Source organism: Edaphobacter flagellatus, from assembly GCF_025264665.1.
Lineage (GTDB): Bacteria > Acidobacteriota > Terriglobia > Terriglobales > Acidobacteriaceae > Edaphobacter > Edaphobacter flagellatus.
Map to the genome: position 1 here is coordinate 2,068,563 of NZ_CP073697.1, position 20,600 is coordinate 2,089,162.

13 protein-coding genes are annotated in these 20,600 nt (G+C 52.8%); 9 read left to right on the forward strand and 4 right to left on the reverse strand.

Annotated elements, in window-relative coordinates; translation table 11 throughout:
- Positions 1-234 precede the first annotated feature (234 nt).
- Positions 235-2,337 (forward strand): beta-N-acetylhexosaminidase, encoded by a 2,103-nt coding sequence (locus KFE13_RS08585; protein WP_260706752.1) that lies wholly within the window; start codon positions 235-237, stop codon positions 2,335-2,337.
- Here the strand turns inward: KFE13_RS08585 and KFE13_RS08590 are convergent.
- Together KFE13_RS08590 and KFE13_RS08595 are read right to left on the reverse strand one after the other, a co-directional pair.
- Positions 2,334-3,494, reverse strand: a complete 1,161-nt coding sequence (locus tag KFE13_RS08590) for a family 10 glycosylhydrolase (protein ID WP_260706753.1) — start codon at positions 3,492-3,494, stop codon at positions 2,334-2,336. The genes KFE13_RS08585 and KFE13_RS08590 overlap by 4 nt on opposite strands.
- 124 nt (positions 3,495-3,618) lie before the next feature.
- Positions 3,619-4,458 (reverse strand): amidohydrolase family protein, encoded by an 840-nt coding sequence (locus tag KFE13_RS08595; protein WP_260706754.1) that lies wholly within the window; start codon positions 4,456-4,458, stop codon positions 3,619-3,621.
- 197 nt (positions 4,459-4,655) lie between these two features.
- On the opposite strand from KFE13_RS08595, the gene KFE13_RS08600 reads away from it, so the two are divergent.
- From KFE13_RS08600 to KFE13_RS08620, 5 genes are read left to right on the forward strand one after another with little or no spacing between them, the layout of a single operon-like run.
- Positions 4,656-6,245 carry an N-acyl-D-amino-acid deacylase family protein gene (locus tag KFE13_RS08600; protein WP_260706755.1) on the forward strand — a complete coding sequence of 530 codons (1,590 nt, stop codon included), beginning with the start codon at positions 4,656-4,658 and terminating at the stop codon, positions 6,243-6,245.
- Positions 6,235-7,026 (forward strand): IclR family transcriptional regulator, encoded by a 792-nt coding sequence (locus KFE13_RS08605; protein WP_260706756.1) that lies wholly within the window; start codon positions 6,235-6,237, stop codon positions 7,024-7,026. Before KFE13_RS08600 ends, KFE13_RS08605 begins: the two co-directional genes overlap by 11 nt.
- Positions 7,007-8,101 carry an alanine racemase gene (locus tag KFE13_RS08610; protein ID WP_260706757.1) on the forward strand — a complete coding sequence of 365 codons (1,095 nt, stop codon included), beginning with the start codon at positions 7,007-7,009 and terminating at the stop codon, positions 8,099-8,101. Before KFE13_RS08605 ends, KFE13_RS08610 begins: the two co-directional genes overlap by 20 nt.
- Positions 8,102-8,118: 17 nt before the next feature.
- Positions 8,119-9,063: a 3-hydroxyacyl-CoA dehydrogenase family protein gene (locus KFE13_RS08615; RefSeq protein WP_260706758.1), complete on the forward strand. Its 945-nt coding sequence runs from the start codon at positions 8,119-8,121 to the stop codon at positions 9,061-9,063.
- Positions 9,064-9,100: 37 nt separating this feature from the next.
- The gene (locus tag KFE13_RS08620; RefSeq protein ID WP_260706759.1) at positions 9,101-10,828 is read left to right on the forward strand and encodes a sodium:solute symporter family transporter; all 1,728 of its coding nucleotides are present in this window, start codon (positions 9,101-9,103) and stop codon (positions 10,826-10,828) included.
- A gap of 7 nt (positions 10,829-10,835) precedes the next feature.
- Here KFE13_RS08620 and KFE13_RS08625 read toward each other — a convergent pair whose 3' ends face one another.
- The gene (locus KFE13_RS08625) at positions 10,836-12,179 is read right to left on the reverse strand and encodes a tetratricopeptide repeat protein (RefSeq protein WP_260706760.1); all 1,344 of its coding nucleotides are present in this window, start codon (positions 12,177-12,179) and stop codon (positions 10,836-10,838) included.
- 698 nt (positions 12,180-12,877) lie between these two features.
- Here KFE13_RS08625 and KFE13_RS08630 point away from each other — a divergent pair.
- Both KFE13_RS08630 and ppdK read left to right on the forward strand, forming a co-directional pair.
- Positions 12,878-13,399: a beta/alpha barrel domain-containing protein gene (locus KFE13_RS08630; RefSeq protein ID WP_260706761.1), complete on the forward strand. Its 522-nt coding sequence runs from the start codon at positions 12,878-12,880 to the stop codon at positions 13,397-13,399.
- Positions 13,389-16,073, forward strand: a complete 2,685-nt coding sequence (gene ppdK, locus KFE13_RS08635) for a pyruvate, phosphate dikinase (protein WP_260706762.1) — start codon at positions 13,389-13,391, stop codon at positions 16,071-16,073. Before KFE13_RS08630 ends, ppdK begins: the two co-directional genes overlap by 11 nt.
- 165 nt (positions 16,074-16,238) lie before the next feature.
- Here the strand turns inward: ppdK and KFE13_RS08640 are convergent, their stop codons facing one another.
- On the reverse strand, positions 16,239-16,925 hold the full coding sequence (locus KFE13_RS08640) for a metal-dependent transcriptional regulator (RefSeq protein ID WP_260706763.1): 687 nt from the start codon (positions 16,923-16,925) through the stop codon (positions 16,239-16,241).
- A 135-nt stretch (positions 16,926-17,060) separates the two neighbouring features.
- Between KFE13_RS08640 and KFE13_RS08645 the strand changes: the two genes are divergently transcribed.
- Positions 17,061-20,540, forward strand: coding sequence for a TonB-dependent receptor (locus tag KFE13_RS08645; protein ID WP_260706764.1), 3,480 nt, complete (start codon positions 17,061-17,063; stop codon positions 20,538-20,540).
- Positions 20,541-20,600 lie beyond the last annotated feature (60 nt).

The following is a 20,600-nucleotide window of genomic DNA, read 5'->3' on the forward strand; positions in this document are numbered from 1 at the left end:
TGCTTCTCTGCTTGCGAAGAACATCTTCTTCCCTAGCTGCGATACATCACTCTCTCGCTATCGCTACGCATCGGTACAGACTTCTGTTAGCTCAAGGACCTAAGTTGTCCATTGGCATGGACAACTTGGATTGGATTTCGTCGAGCTTCATCCCTCTGTCGCAAAGATGAAGGAGTATTCTCGGCTAACAGTCAGTACGGCCATCACAGGCACCAATAGAAGACTTTCTTCCCTATGAAATCCTTTATCTCTTGCTACTCAAGACGTTCCGCCGTTCCTTGCGCTGTTTTTTTCTGTGCCATTACTGTCACGCTCTCTGCGCAAGCGCATCCGATGCTGCTCCCGGAACCCCAGCAGATTACCTACGGCAACGGACAAGTCGATATTTGCCGTAAACAGCTCGCAATCGATTCCAAGGAACTGTCGCTTGACGAAGATCGATTTGCGTTGATGGAACTAAAAAAGACTCTCTCCTTGGCCTGCGCACATCGTCCTGGCACATCGGCAGGCAGCTTACAGGTTCGCCTCGTCGACCTGAAACAAGGCGCAGCACTGCCTCAGGATGGAGAAAAGCCAGGGAAGGATTCGCGTGAAGCCTATCGCATCTTTATCAACGAAAAGGGGATTCTGCTGGAAGGCAAATCGTCAGCGAGTCTTTTTTATGCGGTACAGACCGTACGTCAGCTTTTGGAAACTTCGCCCGAACAGCATTCTCTTCCCTTCATAGAAATTCAAGACTGGCCAGCAATGCCTTACCGCGGCTTCATGATGGATATGAGCCACGGCGCAGTACAGACGATGCCGGAGGTAGAACGGCAGATCGATCTGCTGGCGCGCTTCAAAGTGAACCAGTATTACTGGTACTCCGAGACAGGCTTCATTCAGAATGAACCTCTTCTGCAGTATGGTTCATCGTGGTCTCGTGAACAGATAGCACATGTCATTGAATATGCGCGGCAACGGCATATCGACGTTATTCCGTGCATCGAGCTTTACGGACATCTGCACGACGTGTTAAGGCTTGAGAAGTACGCCTCACTGGCTGCGGTTCCTCATGGCGGTGAAATCGATCCAACAGCCTTAGAAGTGCAGCCTTTGCTTGAATCATGGGTACGCCAGATTGCCGCTCTATTTCCCAGTCCCTGGATTCATCTCGGCTTCGATGAGCCGTTTGAATTGGAGCGCTCCGATGTGCCTAACAAAGCAAAGAAAAAGCCAGAAGACCTTTGGCTTGATCATCTGCACGCTACATCCAGGTTGGCAGCGAGCCTGAACAAGCGCCCGCTCTTTTGGGCCGATATCGATGAAGGCGCCTATATTTTCAATCGGTACCCTGAACTTGCCGACCATCTTCCAGGAAATGCTATTGCCGTTCCCTGGTTCTACGCTGCTCGCGGCGATTACTCAAACCTAATGCAGCCCTTTGTGCAGCACCATATTCCTTCCATTGTGGCTACTGGTATCGCCGACTGGGAGGAAGTGACTACTGACTTTGCGACAAGCTTTATTAATATCGACGGATTCGTTCTTGCAGGCCGAAAGGCAGGTTCGCTCGGCATGGTCAATACGGTTTGGTCTGACTCCGCGCTACCGCTTCATCGTACGGCTGAGCCCGCAATGGTCTATGGAGCAGCCGCTGCATGGCAGAGCATGCCGATGGATCGCACTCACTTTTTCGAAAATTACGCCTCACTCTTCTTTCCGCAGACAATCGCTCCAGATATAGCAACCGCTCTTTCGGCATTGGGTCGCGCACAAACTTCTCTGCAAAAAGCGCTTGGCCAGGAAACCGCGTTCCGCATGTGGGACGATCCTCTAACACCTGCCGCGCTCGCCCATACTGCAAATCATTTAGAAGAACTCCATAACTGCCGCCTAGCTGCGGAAGAAGCCGAAACAAACCTGATCAAAGCCATTAAACTGCAAGGCAACGGAACAGATCCCGCCGGCAATCTGGAGGGGTGGCTGTTCGCTGCCCAAACTCTCGATTATGTTGGACTGCGTTATCAAAGCGCTCATGAGATTGCGGCTATGTTCGCGGCACTTCCCGATCACCCGTCCCTCGATGATCTCGAGTACAGACTAGGGAGGGAGGTCAGCGCTCGCAATCATAGCCGCGTAGGAGATTTATTTGATCTCTCCGGCAAGCTGAAGGATGAATATAAACAGCAGTGGCTAGAGCAATATCGTCCGTTCCGGCTGGAATCTGCATTGGCTCGCTGGTCGGCGGAACAGGAATATTGGAGAAGCTTCCAACAACGTACGTGGGCCGCCATGCATCCCTTCAAACAAGGCGACCCAAGTCCAACGTTGGAATCGATTCGAGCACAACACTAAGCTGGGCGCTTGAAAGGACCAGCGCGCAGAGCATCGCACACCTGATCGGTAAAGACTGCACCGTGAAAGAACAGCAACCCGGGGCATCCCAGCGATCTCGCGGCTTCGATGTCCTCGATCACTCCTGGAACCGTGTTCTTACCGGTGCTCCAATCGAGGGCAATGCCGGCATATATGGAACACGCCTTGCCAATGTCGTTGACAGTCAGCTGCAACTGCTCGCGGAAATCGGAAAGCCTTGGTTCATAGACCTGCGGAGCATAGTACTGCAGCCAGCCTGAGAGAGCCCACCTTCCCCAGTCTCGGCCACGCTTGCGATCGTGACGCCAGTCGGGACCGCCATTTGCGGAATAGACGACGCGCGGGAAGTTCTTTTGCATCTCATCACGCATTTCGCTCATAAAGGCACTGGTTCCGATTGTTCGAAAGTCTTCCGCCTCGGATGAGTCGAGATCGACCGTTAGGTCTTTACTATGCAGCTCGCCATAAACCTTACGGCACAAGTCACACAGACAATAGCCGCGCTGCCTGTAACCGGGTTCCTCGATATGCAGTCCGTGAACCTTTGCATACCGCCGAAGCGTTTTCACCAGCAGAGCCTTTTGCCAGGTGCGCGCGCCAGCATATTGTGGACACACATTGTCATGCCGAGGCTCCGCGAGCTTTCCCGTCTTTGCATCGGGTACAACTTCATCCAACCGCCTGGCAGACCACTGTGGATTCCCTCCAACCGATGGGTCAAACTCAGGACTGTTTGGCTGGCGATAATCCGTAAAGCTATACCAGAGGTCAACATCGATTCCCTCTCGGGCCGCCTCCTCAATTAACACACCAAGCGCATCCCACGTCGCTGTAGGATGCGTCTTCTGATAAGTAGTGGAGTCCAATGCCGCCAGATAGCCGCTGGTCGTCCACGGCAACAGGAGGTTGAAGTTGGCGCGAGCGAAACGCTGCACCAGGCTGCGTACCTGTTTGCGGCCCTCTGCAGAATCTGCGCTAAAGTAACGCTCCGGATGGATCCAGATTCCACGCACTTCTTTTGGAGGACGCTGTGCATATGCCACCTTTTCGGTCAAAGGCGTATTGGCATCCTGCGCGTTGATATTGGCGGTTTGCGCAATCATACCGCTTGTAGATGCCAAGGCAGCTGCAGGCATCAGGCGAAGCAGATCTCGTCGATTCAGGTTATTCATATTCCGGGCAATGTATCGCAATGCTATACCGCTCGCACAGCCTTACTCTCCGCAAGCGACATAAATGTTCAGAATCATGGACACGTATTTATGCTTCGATGCCTAAAAGACTAAGCGTATCTCTATCCAACATCCCTTCGATCAGGGCGTTCTCTATGCGCGGTAACCCGGATGTTCCAGTGATGTGGTTGACGTTGCGCAGGGCATCTGCTGTATCTCCCGGTGTTGTGAACGGATAATCGGATCCCAGAAGAAGCTTATGGCCCACGCCGTACTCCTGTGCCAACATGAGGGCGTTATAGAACTGCCACGGCCTGTAGTACAAGGCTGAGATATCGGCAAACACATTCGGCTGCTTGCGAATCAGCACTACGGTGTCTGCAACCCACGGATGCCCCATGTGCGCGATCACAATCTTCAATCCCGGATACTGCAACGCAACATCTTCAATCTGGATCGGCAACGCATATTTCAATGGAGCGCGACGCGGGAAGGTCGTTCCCTGATGAATCAGGACAGGGATGCCCTGCTTCTCGCAAAAAGCATAGACCGGTTGCATTCGCTCATCCATCGGATGGTAGTTCTGATAGATGGGAGCCAGTTTCAAGCCAAGGAAGCTTTGCTTCAGGAAGCAGTGCCGCATCTCCTCGAGATAATCCGGCTCATGCGGATCCAGGCATGCGAAGCCAATCAGCTTCTCAGGATGTTTGGCTACATAATCATGTATCCGCTGGTTCGGAACGATCAGTCCCAGATGCTTTGAGTGGAAGCCAAAGACGATAGCCCGTTCCACAGGCTTCATCGCCTCCCAATGCTCTTCTTCGGATATCTCAATCATGGCTGGTGCGCCACGAGCAATCGTCGCCTCGCGCTCGATCTCTTCTCCCCAATCTTCCGCCTTCCACAAATGCGTATGACAATCGATCACAAAACCCCTCCAGCTTGAGCGTTAGCCTACATCCGAGCCTGAATTTCGCTAAAACCCAGCTTGACTATGGCAGGCCCTCTCGTCCAGCCTATTGGACAAGGTTCCCTGCAGACAGGTTTTATCGGCATACAGGGGGTGTCCCTGTTGTCTAGACTCCTCCCAAGTTGCCACCTATTTCACAATGGAGCGATTGAGCTGTGCTGGTCCTACGAAACGCGACGATCCTTGACGGCACCGGCAACGCACCCTACGTTGGCAGCATTCTTGTGTGCGATAAAGAGATCGCGGCCATTGGCTCTTTCGAAGAACCGTCCGGCGCACGAATCGTCGATTTGCAGGGACTCGTCGCAGCCCCCGGATTCGTAGATCTGCATAGTCATTCCGATCTCAAGCTCAAAGAGAATCGTCGCGAAAAACTGAATCAGGGAGTCACGACGGAAGTCGTTGGCAACTGCGGGTTCTCTCCCTTCCCATCCGGCCCCTATCAGACAATGCTGAGCGAGCAGAATGATGGCATCCTCAACGGTAAGGAAACATGGCCGAACGCAGCAGAATATCTGACGAATCTTCACGCCAACTGCACTGTCGCCCATCCTGAGGTTCTTGTTGGGCATGGAAGCCTTCGCACTGCGGTCTGCGGCACGCACACAGGCCCAGCCAAAGAAGATCAGATCAGCCGCATGGAAGCTGTGCTCGATGAAGCACTCGCACAAGGCGCATGCGGTTTTTCAACTGGACTTATGTACGCTCCCGGATCGGCAGCTACAGAGCAGGAATTGCTACGCCTTTGTCGCGTCGTTGCCGGTCATGGAAAGCTCTATACCACGCACATGCGTAGCTATTCGTGGCTCCTCAATGAAGCGATCGAGGAGCAAATTAACCTTGCCCGAAAGGCGCAATGCCGCCTTCAGATTTCCCATCTTCAGGCTGTAGGCCAACGCAACTGGCACAAGCAGGACGCCGCACTGAAGCAGATTGAAGACGCACGAGCCGAAGGTATCGATGTTGCCTTCGACAGCTATCCCTATCTCGCCGGCAGCACCGTCATGACGCAGCTTCTGCCCCAGAGCAGTCTCGATCAGGGTACCGACGGGCTCATGCGTTGCCTTCAAGCTTCGTCCGAACGGCATAAGCTTGAGAGCTACCTGAGGGAAGAAACGGCGCAGAAGTGGAGCGATATCTTTGTCTCCTCGCTTGAATCTACGGCGAATCAGGCGCTCATCGGCAAAAACCTTGAAGAGATCGCTAGTGACCGAGGATGTACCCCTGAGTCCTTACTCCTCGATCTTCTGTTGGAAGAAAAAGGCAAGGTCAACATTGTTGCCTTCAACCAAAGCGAAGAGAATCTGCGTCAACTTCTCACGCACCCGTTGTGCTCCATCATTTCGGATGGATTCTATGTCAAAGACAGGCCTCATCCCCGTCTTTACGGAACCTTCCCCCTGCTTCTAGGTGAGATCTGCCGCGAAAAGCGCTGGCTCACTTTGCCTGAAGCAATCCACAAGATCACTGTGGGAGCGGCACGCCGCATTGGACTGACGAGGCGCGGACAACTGAAGCAGGGATACTTTGCAGATATCACCGTTTTTGATCCCGATAGAATCGGTACATCTGCTTCTTATCAGAATCCTGCCGTGACACCACAGGGAATCGAGCTCGTGCTGTTGGAGGGACGTCTCATTGCGGGGTCTTTCGATGTCTCCAGGCATACATCTGCTGCGGAGCACATATATCTAAAGAATGAATTGAATTTTGCTTCTATAGGAGAACCTAGCCATGGCGACTAGCAAGACTCCATCGGTTCCCTCAGTCGAACGCGCGCTTGCCTTACTTGAGTTGCTTGCCCGTTCGAAAAATGGACTCTCCCTCTCTCAACTGGTTGAGGCCTCCAACATGCCCAAAAGCTCGCTGCATTGTCTCCTGTTGACGCTGGAGCGCACCCGCTATCTTCATCGCAGCCCGACGACAGGACGCTATGTCTTCAGCGCCAAACTCTTCGGCCTGGCGAACGCCTCGCTCAGCGGGCTAAGCATTCGCGAACAGGCTGCGCCCTACCTCGTCCAGTTGATGGAGCAGACGCGACTCACTGTGCACATGGGCGTGCTTGAACACCACGAAGCTGTACTCGTAGGCAAATACAACCCACCCAACTCTACGGGACTTGCTACCTGGCGCGGCAAGCGCATGGAAATCCACTGCACAGGAATTGGCAAAGTTCTTGGCGCCTACATGCCTTCGGAAGAGCTGGAGAAGATCCATCGCACCCGGCGTTTTCCTCGTCACAACGAAAATACCATCGTCTCCCTGCGCAAGCTGCAACAGGATTTCGAGACTGTTCGCTGGCGCATGTACTCGATTGACGATGAGGAAGATGAGTTGGGCTGGCGTTGCTTAGGCGCCCCCATCTTCAACGAATCCGGTACTGTTCTTGCAGCAATCAGCATTGCCGGAACCATACGCCAGATTGTTCCTGAAAACCTGCCTCTTCTTGCCGAGCGGCTTAAACAAACCGCTCTTTCTATCTCTCATACCTGTGGTTATATGAACGATGCATATCAGCGAGCTTGATACACCCTCTCTTCTTCTCGATCTCGACGTATTAGAGCGTAACCTCAGGCGCATGTCGGAATACTGCGCTAAGACCGGTATAGCTCTGCGGCCGCATATTAAGACACATAAGATTCCAGAGCTTGCGCGCCTGCAGAAAGCTCATGGAGCAATGGGCATTACTGCCGCAAAGGTCAGCGAAGCGCGCGTTATGGCAATCGGTGGTATTGACGATATCCTCCTCGCCTACCCCATCGTTTCTGATACAAAGGCCAATTCACTTATTGAACTCTGCGAGCACGCTCGCACCTCCATCTCCATCGATTCGGCCGACGCGGCAGAATGCCTGTCACGCGCAGCCTCAGCCACCGCACATCATCTCAACGTCCTCGTAGAAATTGATGTCGGCTTCGGCCGCTGCGGTGTACAAACGCCACAAGCCGCTGTTGAGTTGGCCCAGCTTATCGACCGTCTTCCCGGGATCACATTCGATGGCCTGATGTTTTATCCAGGCCACATGTTCGTTCCCACCGAAGCACAGAATGCTCTGCTCCAGGAAGTCAACGATCGTGTTGATGCATCCGTCGAGGCCCTGCGTAAATCGGGGCTGACTGTCAATACCGTCAGCGGAGGATCCAGCCCGACGGCCTATCGTTCGCATGAGTTCCATCATCTGACAGAGATTCGACCGGGCATGTATCCGCTTAACGATCGCAATCTTGTTGAAGGTGGATTCGCAGCGCTGGCCGACTGCGCGCTCACCGTGCTCACGACCGTCATCAGTACTGCTGTCCCGGGACGTGCCATTTTTGACGGCGGCTCGAAGACCTTCTCTTCAGATCGCCTTCTCACTGGAAACAATAAAGGCTGCGGAGTTGTCCTCGAAGACCAGAACGCAATTTTTTATGCGATGTCTGAAGAACACGGCCATCTCGACATTACTTCCAGCTCTCGGACTTACCGTCTCGGTGAGCGACTTCGTGTTGTGCCCAACCATGTATGCACAACCATCAACATGCATGATCGCATCTACGGCATCCGTAATGATGAGGTAGAACTCATCTGGAAGGTAGCTGCTCGAGGTTGCGTTCAGTAGAGAAGGAGCAGCATCTGATGAAACAAACCTTTGGACTCGCTGGGCTGGGCCTGCTTGGTCGCGGCATTGCTACCTGCTTGCTGGCCCATGATCTGCGTGTTATAGCCTACACCCCTTCTTCCGAAGAGTTCGTGCTTGCTCGGCAAATCATTGCTCAGTCCATTGAAGAACTTATTCAGTACGCCAGCTTTCCAGCGTCTCTGCGCGAAACGTGGGAGCAAAATTTTCAGCCCGCGAGTTCCGTTGCAGATTTCTCCAGTTGCGACTTCATCATCGAATCCATCACTGAATCATTTGAAGCTAAATCCAGGCTCTTCGATGAAATCGAGCAAGCCATTTCTTCTGAAACCCCCATTGCAAGCAATACCTCTGCAATTCCTATTGCGCGACTGCAACAGAATCGCAAGCACCCGGAGCGATTCGTCGGTATGCACTGGGCTGAACCAGCACATGCAACCCGTTTTCTGGAAATCATTCCCGGCAATCAAACCAGCAGTGGGATTCTCGAGCAGGTATCCGCGCTTGCGCGCACCTTTGGCAAAGAACCTTGCGTCGTCCATCAGGATATGCCTGGCTTCCTGGCAAATCGCCTTGGCTACGCCTTGTACCGTGAAGCCTGCTTTCTACTTGAGCAAGGTGTTGCCGACGCTGAAACAATTGATATCTCCTTCCGCAATTCCATCGGCCTTTGGGCCAGTGTCTGTGGGCCTTTCCGATGGATGGACCTCACAGGGGGACCTGCCCTTTATGGCCGGGCAATGCGCGATGTTCTGCCGACGCTATCCGCTACGGCAGAATTGCCTCCCACGATGCAGAAGATGATTGAGAGCCACGCCGATGGCGTTCGCTCGGGTCATGGGTTCTTTTCCTACACCGAAGAGGAAGCCCGCCGCTGGGAGGATCTTTATCGCAGAAACGTGTGGAACGTTCGTTCCATTGTTGATCCATCCTTCCCACTCTAACTGAGATCACTACGTACCAAGGAATTCGTGTCAACACATGCCGACGATCCGCCTCACGCTGCCTGACAACATCGTTATCTTCGGGTATTTCTTTCTCGTGCTCGGCATCGGTATCTGGTTTCGCCGAACACAACGCACGGCCGAAGACTACTTCGCCGGCGGTCATCAGATCTCATGGTGGCTCGCGGGTATTTCGCACTACATGTCCGGCTTCAGCGCCTTCACCTTCGTTGTCTACTCTGAAATCGCCTATCGCTATGGGCTTCCGGCTATTCTTCTTTTTTGGACAAGTGTTCCAGCATGCATTCTTGGAGGATGGCTCTTTGCCTGGCGGTGGCGACGAGCTCGCATCATCACTCCCGTAGAGTTCCTCGAACAGCGATGCAACCTGCGCACGCGTCAGCTCTTTGCCTGGGCAGCTATACCTGCCAAACTTTTTGAAGACGCCCTCAAGATTTTCACCACCTCGCTCTTTCTCTCCGCGGGGATTGGCATGGAGATTCGCACTTCTATCCTGCTCTGCGCCGTCATCGTCATTGTTTACACGTTGCTGGGCGGTCTTCTTGCACTTGTCGTTACGGATTATGTGCAGTTCCTCATGAAGACCCTCGCCGTCCTCCTGCTTCTTCCTCTTGCCATATGGCATCTTGGAGGAATCTCTCCTGCTCTTCACTCCATCCCGTCTGACCTTTGGCGTCCTGTATCTGGGCCGTATGGATGGGTCTACCTCATCAGCTACGCCATCATCGTCTTCATCAGCTACAACGGAGGATGGTCCTTTGCGCAGAAGTATTACTCTGTGCCAGACGAAGCCTCGGCACGCAAAGCTGCCTACCTTGCCGCAGCGTTGAATTTCATCGGCACGCCCATCATGCTTCTCCCTGCCATGATGGCGCACAAGCTCATTCCCAATATCTCTTCTCTCGGTTCGCATAATATCTACGTGAATCTTCTCTTCCGGATTTTGCCCGCCGGCATGATCGGCATTATTGTTGCTGCACTCTTCTCTGCCACTATGGCCACTGTCAGTGCCGATATCAATGCAATCGCAAGCGTTCTGACACGCGATTTTTACCAGCGCATACTTAACCCCGCCGCAACCGACGCGCGGCTTGTTGCCGTGGGCCGTATCGCAACGCTTCTATTGGGCATCATCATTATGGCGCTCGCGCTTTGGATCGCCGAAAGCCATCGTGAATCACTCTTCCACATGATGGTCACTGCCTTTGGAATTCTTCTGGCGCCGACATTACTTCCTCTTCTTTCGGCGTTGCTCTTCCGCAGGCTAAACTCAGGAGGCGTACTCAGCGGCTTCTTTGCTGGCATGCTGTCCGGCGTCGTTACTCTCGCCGCCAAAACCTTCTATCTTCGCTCCCTGGGCCCGGCGACTACAGAGGCACTCGACTACAAGTTGGAAGGCTTCTCCATCATCATCAATGTTGCAGTGACGTGCCTTGCAATGCTCGTCGGAAGCAGGGCCTTCCCGTCATCCGAAGATGAACGGCAACGCGCCGCCACATTCTTCTGCAAGCTTGATACTCCGGTTACGAAACCTTCCCCTCCGATCGAGCTTCAGACGACAACAACTCGCACCCTTATTCATATTTCCACCGGTTGCGTCGGCTTCCTTCTTGCCCTCTCCGGCTTTTTCTCGGATTCGACGACCGCACGCACTATTGACGGAACACTTGGCGCCGCGCTGATCTCCCTCTCTCTTTTCCGCCTGAGAAACAACATATTTCGCAGGCAGAAGGTTCCACAGTAATTGCTTTTTACTCATCCTGTTCAAGCAGATTGACGTTACGCAGCACGCGTCTCACCTTTTTAGGCGAGATTGACAACTTCTGTGCGACACGCGAGATCTTCCTATCTTCGCGCAACCATACCTTTGGAATGACGATTTCTGCGAACTCCTCTTCCACCTGCTGAAAGGTCTTGTCGTGAATGATTCCTTCAGACCATGAGCGCAGTTGATCGTGTATTCCTGTCGCTCGCAGAATCACTCCCTTCAAATGGCTCAGCTCTTTTGAAAGATGGTCCCGATCGTCTTTGCTCAGCAACTCACCCGCCAGAGCAGCAAACTGCTTTGCCGTCTCCCAGTCTCGGAAAAAATCTCCTGCGGCTGTTCTACTGCGCGCGATATATGCTCCAGCCAATAGCCGCTTATTCTGCGTCATTTTCGCAATCCCGATAGCCTCCTCCGAGCAGCTCTTTGAGAGGGCTGCGTGCCTTGCGGTATCTGTCGCATCCCCAATCTGCTCTTCCGCGCGTTCATGATGCAGAATCGACTGCAGCGTACGTGCTCGAGCCATGAGGATGTGGTCCTGTCTTCGTTCGCCTAATTGATAAGCTTTCTCCGCCTCGTCTTCAGCCAGGTCAATATCTCCGCAATCAAGGTGAAGATAGCCAGCATTCACAAAAACCGATCCCTGCCCGGTCATATGATTTCGTTGGGAGTAGATGCTACCGGCCTGCTTCAATAGCTCCAACCCCTCCTGGCATATCTCACGGCAGCGATTATGTTGTGCGGCTGTGGCGCGATCTTCGCCAATCCTTTCGCGCAAATCCAGCGCGATCATTCGTTTGACATACGCCATATTGACGAGCGCGCGCGCCAGATTTGGATGATCAGAGAACCGACGTGAGTAGATGGCCACCGCACGCCCAAAATGCTCTACGGCCTTCGCATACTCTCCTGACCGACGCACAAACCGCCCTCGCGCGGATTCAAGATTACCTAACGCCAGATAATGCTCCGTCGTCGCCAGCTTTTTCTCCGCTTCATCCAGCAACCGAAATGCCTCACGCCGTTGTCCTTTTTGGAACAGGAGCCAGCTTTCATGAATCTTCATCGAAGCAACGAATTCCGGAGCCTTCAATTCCAACGCTGCATCTTTCGCCTTCAAAATATGCTGCAGCGCCAGTTCATATTCTCCCTGCGATCTGTGTGCCCGGCCCTTCCAGAAATGAGCTTGAGCAATCACCTGCAAGCCAACGATCGCCGGTTCTATCTGCAGAACAAAGTCGAGCTCAGCAATCGCCTTCTGCGCATTCTCTACTGCAAACGCCCTGTAAGCCTCGGCCATCTTTAGCTGGATGAAATCTACAAAAATCATCTGTCCGCGATCGCTCCTGGCAAATTTTGCCAGGAGCTCATCCAACGTCTGCAGGTTTCCGTATCCGATATCCATCCACTGCGACAGGCAAAAAACAAGAGCTGCTGCATGTCTGTCTGATGCAGACATCTGGTTTGCGCTTTTGCGCAATTTATCCAGCAGCTCCCTGCCCTCCTGGATTCTGCGATGAAGCAGCGCATCGTTCAACTTATTGAGAACTGCTCTTGAGAGAACTGTCACCAGCAGAGTCTAGTGGATCGCGCCGTTTCGGTCTACTTGGTCGGACCACCTTGTTGCGTCGTATCCAATTAGCAGGACGCGCACTTATTACGTATCCCACAAAACATCCATTTCTATCCGCAAGAAGACATTAAGGCCAATCGTCCGATTTGTCCTAGTGGGGGTTGATGCCATACTCCCTCAATCGATATGGTCACGACATGGGAGTGACCGTACTTGCTGGCCCCTTCATTTCGAACCGCATACAGGATGGAACAATGCCTCTTTTACCCCTGCAACCCACGGCACCACCATGGCACCCGGGATCTCTCTATTTTGATAACTCTCTTCATCTTGTAAAGCACCTTATGGATGCAGGCGCGATCGCCATGCGGTCGGAGGAGTATTGCCACCAGACTAGCCATCCATCGCGTTCATCAGGCCCTGCGCTTACTTCTGCTGTGGGCGTACTACGAAGGATGCGGGCTGCAAAAGAGGTCGCAGGCTCTCTTGGTATCAAACTTACTGTCTTTGCCTGCACCGAAGCCAAAACGGCTGTAGCCATTGATGGGAATGGCGATGTATGTGACCATCGCTATCTCAGCGGCGCTGTAACGCAAGAGAACCTGCAGGCATACTGCGGAGGTATCGATGCAGCCATTGCTCGCTCCCTGATGTACGCTCCGAGTGCCGACGTTCTCTGCTATAAGAGCACTGGCTTCAATTCTCTTGAGGCCAGAAAATTTGCCACAGAAATTCGCACAGCATTTCCAGCAAAGCGGCTGGCCTTCTGTTACTCCTCACGCCTCATTGGAGAACAATCCAGTGAAGCAGATCATGCCGAGCGTGAGCGCCAGATCAAGCTGCTAGGCTTCGACCATTACCTCTACACGCAATTTGGCGCAATCGTATTTCCTCATCTTCCTTCTGAAAGAGCCTGGGCCATCTTCAGCGACTCAATTCAAAGCCAGAACGGCATGGAGCAGAATCATGGTGCGTAGTGAACGATATGTCTACCGTTTCGGAAATGGCGTTGCCGATGCCGATGACTCCATGCGCGCACTTCTAGGCAATAAAGGTGCAGGCCTCGTTCAGATGTCGCGGCTTTCCATTCCGGTGCCTCCAGGATTCATCATCGGCACTAACGCTTGCCACCACTACTTCAAGCACGGGACCCTTCCCCCATCTCTTACCAAAGAGATCAAAGCAGCCATGCAGTGGCTAGGGGAAACCATGGGACGCGAATTTAATAACGCACAAAATCCCCTTCTGGTCAGCGTTCGCTCCGGCTCTGTTGTCTCCATGCCCGGCATGATGGATACGATTCTGAATGTCGGTCTTTCGCAATCCTCTATCGATGGCCTCGTATCGCAAAGTGGCTCCACGCAGCTCGCCCTGGACTCTTACCGTCGCCTCATCCAGATGTTCAGCGCAGTCGTTCTGGATGTGCCTAAAGGCGATCTCGATCAGGTGATGACAGCGATCTACGCGAATCACAGTAGTGGCGGCCTTCTCTCCGATGATGCTCTCCGAGAAGCGATTCATCAGCTTCGGGCAGTTGTTTTACGCTCCACGGGCGAAGAGTTTCCGGACAACGGCGATCAGCAACTACAGCTTGCCATTCAAGCCGTCATTGAATCCTGGAGCAATGAGCGCGCCAGATTCTATCGCAGACTCAATGGCATCTCCGATGACCTCGGCACTGCAGTCACCGTACAGGCCATGGTGATGGGCAATGCCGGCGCAGAGAGCGGAACCGGTGTCGGCTTCACGCGCAATCCCTCTACTGGAGAGAAAGAGATATTTGGAGAGTTTCTCGCAAACGCGCAGGGGGAAGATATCGTCTCTGGTGCACGCACACCCGTGTCTATCGCTTCTCTCAAACGAAGCATGCCGGACGTTTATGAGGAGCTATCGGCCATTGTTATGCAGCTTGAGCAGCACTACCGCGACGTGCAGGACTTCGAATTCACGGTCGAGAACCGCAAGCTGTTCCTGTTGCAGACACGCTCGGCAAAACGAAGCGCTATCGCAGCTGTTCGTACCGCCGTCGATATGGTCGCCGAAAATCTCATTACCAAAGATGAAGCAATCTCGCGTGTCAATCCTGCCAGTATCAGCGAGATTCTTGCCCCGCAACTCGATTTCACTACCTCGTACCCAACATTGCTTACAACAGGAATAGCTGCATCGCCAGGAGCCGCAGTCGGAAGAATCGCTTTCTCCTCTGCCGAAGTTGTGCGTATGGCAAAACAACCTGATCACGACCCGCTCATCCTTATCAGCCACGAAACCACTGCCGAGGATATTCATGGCATGGCGCTGGCTGCAGGCTTTCTTACAGCGCATGGTGGAGCTACCAGCCACGCGGCCGTTGTCGCACGCGGAATGGGTAAATGCTGCATCACAGGAGCTAAGGAGATCGTCATCGACAAGGCTGCCTCCGTGCTTCGCATCGGTGACCAAACGCTTCATAAAGGCGACTGGATATCTCTCGACGGCTCTACAGGCCGCATCTTCTCTGGACAACTACTGCTTCGTGCGCCGGACGAGAAAAACGAGGCGCTGCAAACTCTGCTCGACTGGACAAAAGATATTGCCACACTGGACGTTCGCGCTAATGCCGATACACCGCTCGACGCCGTGCAGGCTCGCATTGCAGGTGCACGCGGCATTGGCCTCTGCAGGACTGAGCATATGTTCTTCGCTCCGGAACGGCTCCCGCACGTCCGAGCCATGATTCTCGCTTCCAGCACAGAGGATCGTCAGGCTCCGCTTGAGCAGCTGCTTCCCATGCAACAGCATGATTTCGAGGCGCTTTTCCGCGAGATGTCGCCCTTGCCTGTGACCATCCGACTCCTCGATCCACCGCTTCATGAATTTCTTCCTTCCCTCGACGAGGCACGCGCCGATTTGGAGAATGCCGCCATCACGAACCGTGAGGTCCGCAAGTTCAAACAACTTACAGAACGCATCCAGGCGCTTACGGAAATAAACCCGATGATGGGGCATCGCGGATGCCGCCTCAGCATCACGTACCCCGAAATACTCGAGATGCAGGTTAAGGCAATCCTGCAGGCAGCTATCAACGTGATCAGGGAGGGCTACAAAACTGTCCCTGAAATCATGGTCCCGCTCATCGCCAGCGCCGAAGAAATGTCATGGCTTAGGAAGCGCATTGATCATGTGGCATCCGAGGTTTTCGCTCACGCAGGTATGTCTATTCCCTATCTTGTAGGCACCATGATTGAACTACCACGGGCAGCTATCTGCGCTCACACCATAGCTCAATATGTTGACTTCGCTTCTTTCGGGACAAATGATCTCACGCAGATGACCTTTGGACTCTCCCGCGACGACTCCAGTGTCTTCCTCAATCACTATCTTGAGCACGGGATCTTACCGTCCGATCCTTTCGTCACTCTCGACCGCGAGGGTGTTGGAAACCTGATTCGTATCGCCATCAATGGGTTACGGGAGACAAATCCTGAAATCAAAATTGGCATCTGTGGGGAGCACGGAGGAGATCCTGCATCCATACACTTCTTCTCCACACTCGGTATTGATTATGTCTCTTGCTCACCCGCGCGCATTCGAACGGCACGTCTCGCCGCCGCACAGATTTCTCGCAACGATTCGCATATCTCCGAGATGCCATCCCTCATGGCTACATAGACACTCATGAAACCGTCTTGGGCTTTGGGAAACAGAATTTTTCCCTGGGGACCGGACTGCACTTATCGCGTTATTCGGAGACGACTAAATTACACCTAATCAGCTTTCACCCTGGATGCACCTCGCCACCTGCATCCAGGGTGAACGAAATGTGGATATTGTTGGTCATTTTGCGAACCTGATTTGGATTGTTTCGGCGAGGGATCGGGGAAGGTGCAGAATCTTCGATATACCTATAGCTTGCAGAGCCAGATTTTTCTGAGTAGAGCTGGAGACCTGTAAGCGTATTCCCGGGATGATGCCATGCGCTTTAAGGTTTTTAAGCAAGACAGCATTCTCGTCCGAAACACTGTCTACGATAAATATTCCATCTTCCTCGATGTCCGCCAGCGACCTGGAGGTCTGCTTGGGCATCTTCCCGTCCAAAGCGGGAATGCAATGTCCATGAGGATCAAATTTTGGGTGCCCCAGCTTTGCGGCGATACGCTCTTCAAAACGCTCCGAGATAAAATGCTCTAATCGCTCAGCTTCATCGTGGATCTCTTCAATCGGATAATCGAGCACTTCGTACAGAAACGCCTCCAACAAACGATGATGGCGGATAATCTCCAGGGCTCGGCGCCTACCTGCAGCCGACAAACGTACGCCGCGGCGAGACTCATACTCCACAAATGAAGCAGGAGATAGCGCAAGCTTTTGAAGCATATTGGTGACCGATGCAGGAGCAACTCCCAACCTTTCTGCAAGAGCGGTACTGGTCACCCGATCTTCCTCTGGACCACCCAGCATAAAAATGGCCTTCAGATAGTTGTCTACCGATTCCGTATTCAGATTTGTGCGTCGCGTTTTCATGCTCTTTCCTGTCCCTGATTTGACACTGTCCTTATTTTAGGTGTACCTAATTAATTTAGGTAGACCTAAATATCCTCCCAGCACCTTTTTGGGATTCCCCTGCGGCAATCACCACTTGTATAAACGGAGACCGACGTGCAACGGATTCGAGCATGGAAATACAGCCTTATTCTTTTATTCGAGTTAACCATAGTTAATGCATGCGTGTTGTTGGCGCAAAGCGGGACCAGCAGCGCGCTCACAGGCGAGATTGTAGATTCGAGCGGTGCAGCTATATCCAGCGCAATCATCACCCTGATCGATACGAATACGCGGGCAACACGCATAAGCGAATCAGACGCGACTGGCCATTTTCTTTTCTCTCAAATCAATCCGGCTACTTATGAAGTGACGGTTGAAGCCTCTGGTTTCGCCGTCTCGAAATCCAAACCTACCTCGGTTGGTGTCGGTCGAACTGTTGCTCTAAATTTTGTGCTTCAGATTCAATCAAGCAATCAGGCGGTCGACGTAACCGCACAACAGGGACTACTCAGCCTCGACAATCCGAATACAACCACAACCATCGAGGCGAAGACGATCAAGAGCTTGCCGAATCCGGGCCAGGATCTGACATATTTGGCCCAGTTCGCACAAGGAGCATTGATGAATACAGCTGGCTCATCCAATGATGCTAAGGCCCCAGGCGGCTATGGCAATGTTGAATTTAATGGTTTGCCGGCAACTTCGAACGGATACATTCTCGATGGGTACGACACGAACGATCCATGGCTCGGACTGAATATTGGTCTCTCAACCAATCTCGTCATTGGACTCGATGCGGTTCAGGAAGCAACAGTGAACACAAACTCGTTTGCGGTCGACCAGGGGCGCTACGCTGTCGCTCAAGTCAACTACTTCACCAAGTCAGGAACGAACGCATTTCACGGGGATATGTACGAGATATGGAATGGTTCTCTATTCAATGCGAAAAACTACTTCCTCCACGCTAATGACACCCCAGATAGCATCGCCAGGAAGCCTCGATCTACGGTCAATGAATTCGGTGCCAGTGTCAGTGGTCCGATCCGCGCAGATAAACTCTTCTTTTTCGGACACTATGAAGGCATCCGTATCGCTTTGCCGATTGTTTCCCAAATCACTTTGCCCACTCCTGCTTACCAAGAGTACGTTTTGAAGCAATTAGCCATCGGTGGAACTGATTCCGTAACAGGTAGGACGCTCCCAGCACAGCCTGACGAAATTCCGTTCTATCAGAAGATGTTCTCTCTATTGCCGGAACCGGGTGGATCACCAGTACCGATTATTGGGTGCCCGCTTGGGACAAACAGCGACGGCTGTGCCAGTCAGCGTCAGGCATCGCTCAATAATAGCGATACCGAAAATCTTGTCGTCGTAAAGATCGATCATACGATCAATGCCAAAGACAGCGTTTGGTATCGCTTCCAGCAAGACACTGGACTTCAAGCTGCCTACACCGACCCAATTAATGCCATTTTCAATGCGTATTCGCCGCAGCCGCAACGTACGCTGGTTGCTGGCTACACGCATTTGTTCAGCTCTTCTGTAGTGAATCAGTTCAACCCAGGTGCAAGCTGGTATTCGAGTATCTTTGAACCCAATAACTACTCACAGGTACAACAGGCATTTCCAATCGTCCTTACTTCGGGCAGCAGCAGCGTACCGTTCACCACCATCGGCGGTAACAACAATACATACCCACAGGGTCGGAAGGTGACGCAGTGGCAGATCAATGACAACCTGACCTGGACACACAAGCAGCATACGTGGAAGTTCGGCATCAATACTCGCCGCCTCGACGTGAGTAATTATGATTTGGGGCAAGGGACTGTCCCCACCGTAACCTACAACAATCTGGCGCAGTTCACCTATGGCGCCGCCTATACAGCAAGCAAGAGTTTTCCAGTAGCCCTCAGCGAGCGCGTCTCTGCCGGCAATCTCGAATATTATGCGATGGACACCTATAAGCCATTGCCAAAAGCGACTCTGATCTATGGCATGCGAGTTACCTGGAATACGAACATAACGAGTGCAAAAAATCTCTTCTCCAGAATGGCCGGCTCTTTTCTTGATGCTTCACATCAGACCATTCAGCCGCTCAATCAGGTCGTTATTGGTAATGTTCGCAACCTATTTTCAGAAACTCCCCTGTTTATCTACCAGCCGCGTGTTTCGTTCGCCTACCAATTCTTGCCTCACACAGCAGTTCATGGTGGCTTTGGAGTGTTCAACGACATCATCCCAATGCAGATCGCCGATCTTGCAGCCATGAATGCACCCAACGATCCTACATTCGTCGGAGGAATTGGTGGACAAGTTGGCGGGCTAGCTATTGCCCCTGGAGTTCCTGGCAGCGCTATCGATGCGACCGTCAGCGCTAATAATTTGTTTCAGACAGCATTTCGATCGGGTGGCCAGCCATGTGTGGGAATACAACCTGGCGATCCGACATGTCCACTGGCAGTAAGCCTCAATACCTTTCCCAGTGGGAAGCTCCAGATGCCCTATTATTACCAGTACAACCTTGGCATAGAACAACAGATCGGGACACGCGGCAATCTGCGCATGGATTTTGTTGGAACACGAGGATTGCACGAGCCTTTCCAGGTTCAACTCAACGGTTATCAGACCGTTTGTGATGGATGTTTTGCTCCCTTCCCTTATCAGCGACCCCTCGACCAACGCTTCGGTAATGTAACCGAATTCCGCACGGATGCAGGCAGCAATTATGCCGGTCTGCAAATGGCCTATACCCAACAGCTTGGCGGACTGACACTACGTGGAAACTACACGGTCAGCCATTGTCTCGATGAGATATCCAATGGCGGTCTGCTCGCGTTCTCAACTCAAGGGTTAATGTCACCACTTCCCGGTGAGCTGAGGCGTCAATATGCAAGTTGCGATTACGATGTCCGACACAATGTTTCTGCATTTGGCCTTTACCAGATACCGTTCCATTCCCGCCATCCTGTTTTGCGCCATATCTTTGGAGGCTGGTCTTTCTCTGAAACGGCATTCTTCCACTCTGGTCTGCCATTTAGTGTGCTCAGTCAACCGTACATTGCCAACGGGAACGGCGTATTTCAGGCTAGCGGAGCAAGCACCGTACAGTTTGCTGCCCCAGCATATGCCAATCGTGTATCAGGCGTGCCCATCTACAGCCAAACCCCAGTTGCGGGCGTGACGATCGCGGGTACGAAGCAGTGGCTCAACCCGAATGCTTTTATCTCGGTTATCGACCCAGCGACCGGAGCGTGTACTGGAGGGGATTCCCTCACAAATTGCCAATTCGGCAACTCAGGACGAAACTCCGTACGTGGACCACGTTATGTAAACTCCGATATCTACATCACGAAGTCGTTCCCCATTCGTGAACAGGTGGCGCTCCGTCTGGATGCGCAGATGTTCAACGCTTTTAACCACCCAAACTTCGCCTTACCCAGCGAGGTGGAAGCGGGTGTGCCAGGAGGGGCAATCCCAGCCCGGTTCGGGACGCTCCAAAATACAATATCGCCACCAACAGGATTACTTGGTGTAGGCCTTGGTGGTGATAGCTCACCACGCATGATCGCATTTCAGTGCCGAATCGAATTCTGAATTTCGATTCGGGTACACCTCGTTCACCCTTCTGAGCAGGAGGACAATCTGGGTAAGAAC

What these genes read in the sequence shown, in the direction of transcription:
- KFE13_RS08585 (WP_260706752.1), top strand. Translation starts at nt 235, where the DNA reads ATGAAATCCTTTATCTCTTGCTACTCAAGACGTTCCGCCGTTCCTTGC.
- KFE13_RS08590 (WP_260706753.1), bottom strand. Translation starts at nt 3,494, where the DNA reads ATGCCTGCAGCTGCCTTGGCATCTACAAGCGGTATGATTGCGCAAACC.
- KFE13_RS08605 (WP_260706756.1), top strand. Translation starts at nt 6,235, where the DNA reads ATGGCGACTAGCAAGACTCCATCGGTTCCCTCAGTCGAACGCGCGCTT.
- KFE13_RS08610 (WP_260706757.1), top strand. Translation starts at nt 7,007, where the DNA reads ATGCATATCAGCGAGCTTGATACACCCTCTCTTCTTCTCGATCTCGAC.
- KFE13_RS08615 (WP_260706758.1), top strand. Translation starts at nt 8,119, where the DNA reads ATGAAACAAACCTTTGGACTCGCTGGGCTGGGCCTGCTTGGTCGCGGC.
- KFE13_RS08620 (WP_260706759.1), top strand. Translation starts at nt 9,101, where the DNA reads ATGCCGACGATCCGCCTCACGCTGCCTGACAACATCGTTATCTTCGGG.
- KFE13_RS08625 (WP_260706760.1), bottom strand. Translation starts at nt 12,179, where the DNA reads ATGATTTTTGTAGATTTCATCCAGCTAAAGATGGCCGAGGCTTACAGG.
- KFE13_RS08630 (WP_260706761.1), top strand. Translation starts at nt 12,878, where the DNA reads ATGCGGGCTGCAAAAGAGGTCGCAGGCTCTCTTGGTATCAAACTTACT.
- ppdK (WP_260706762.1), top strand. Translation starts at nt 13,389, where the DNA reads ATGGTGCGTAGTGAACGATATGTCTACCGTTTCGGAAATGGCGTTGCC.
- KFE13_RS08640 (WP_260706763.1), bottom strand. Translation starts at nt 16,925, where the DNA reads ATGAAAACGCGACGCACAAATCTGAATACGGAATCGGTAGACAACTAT.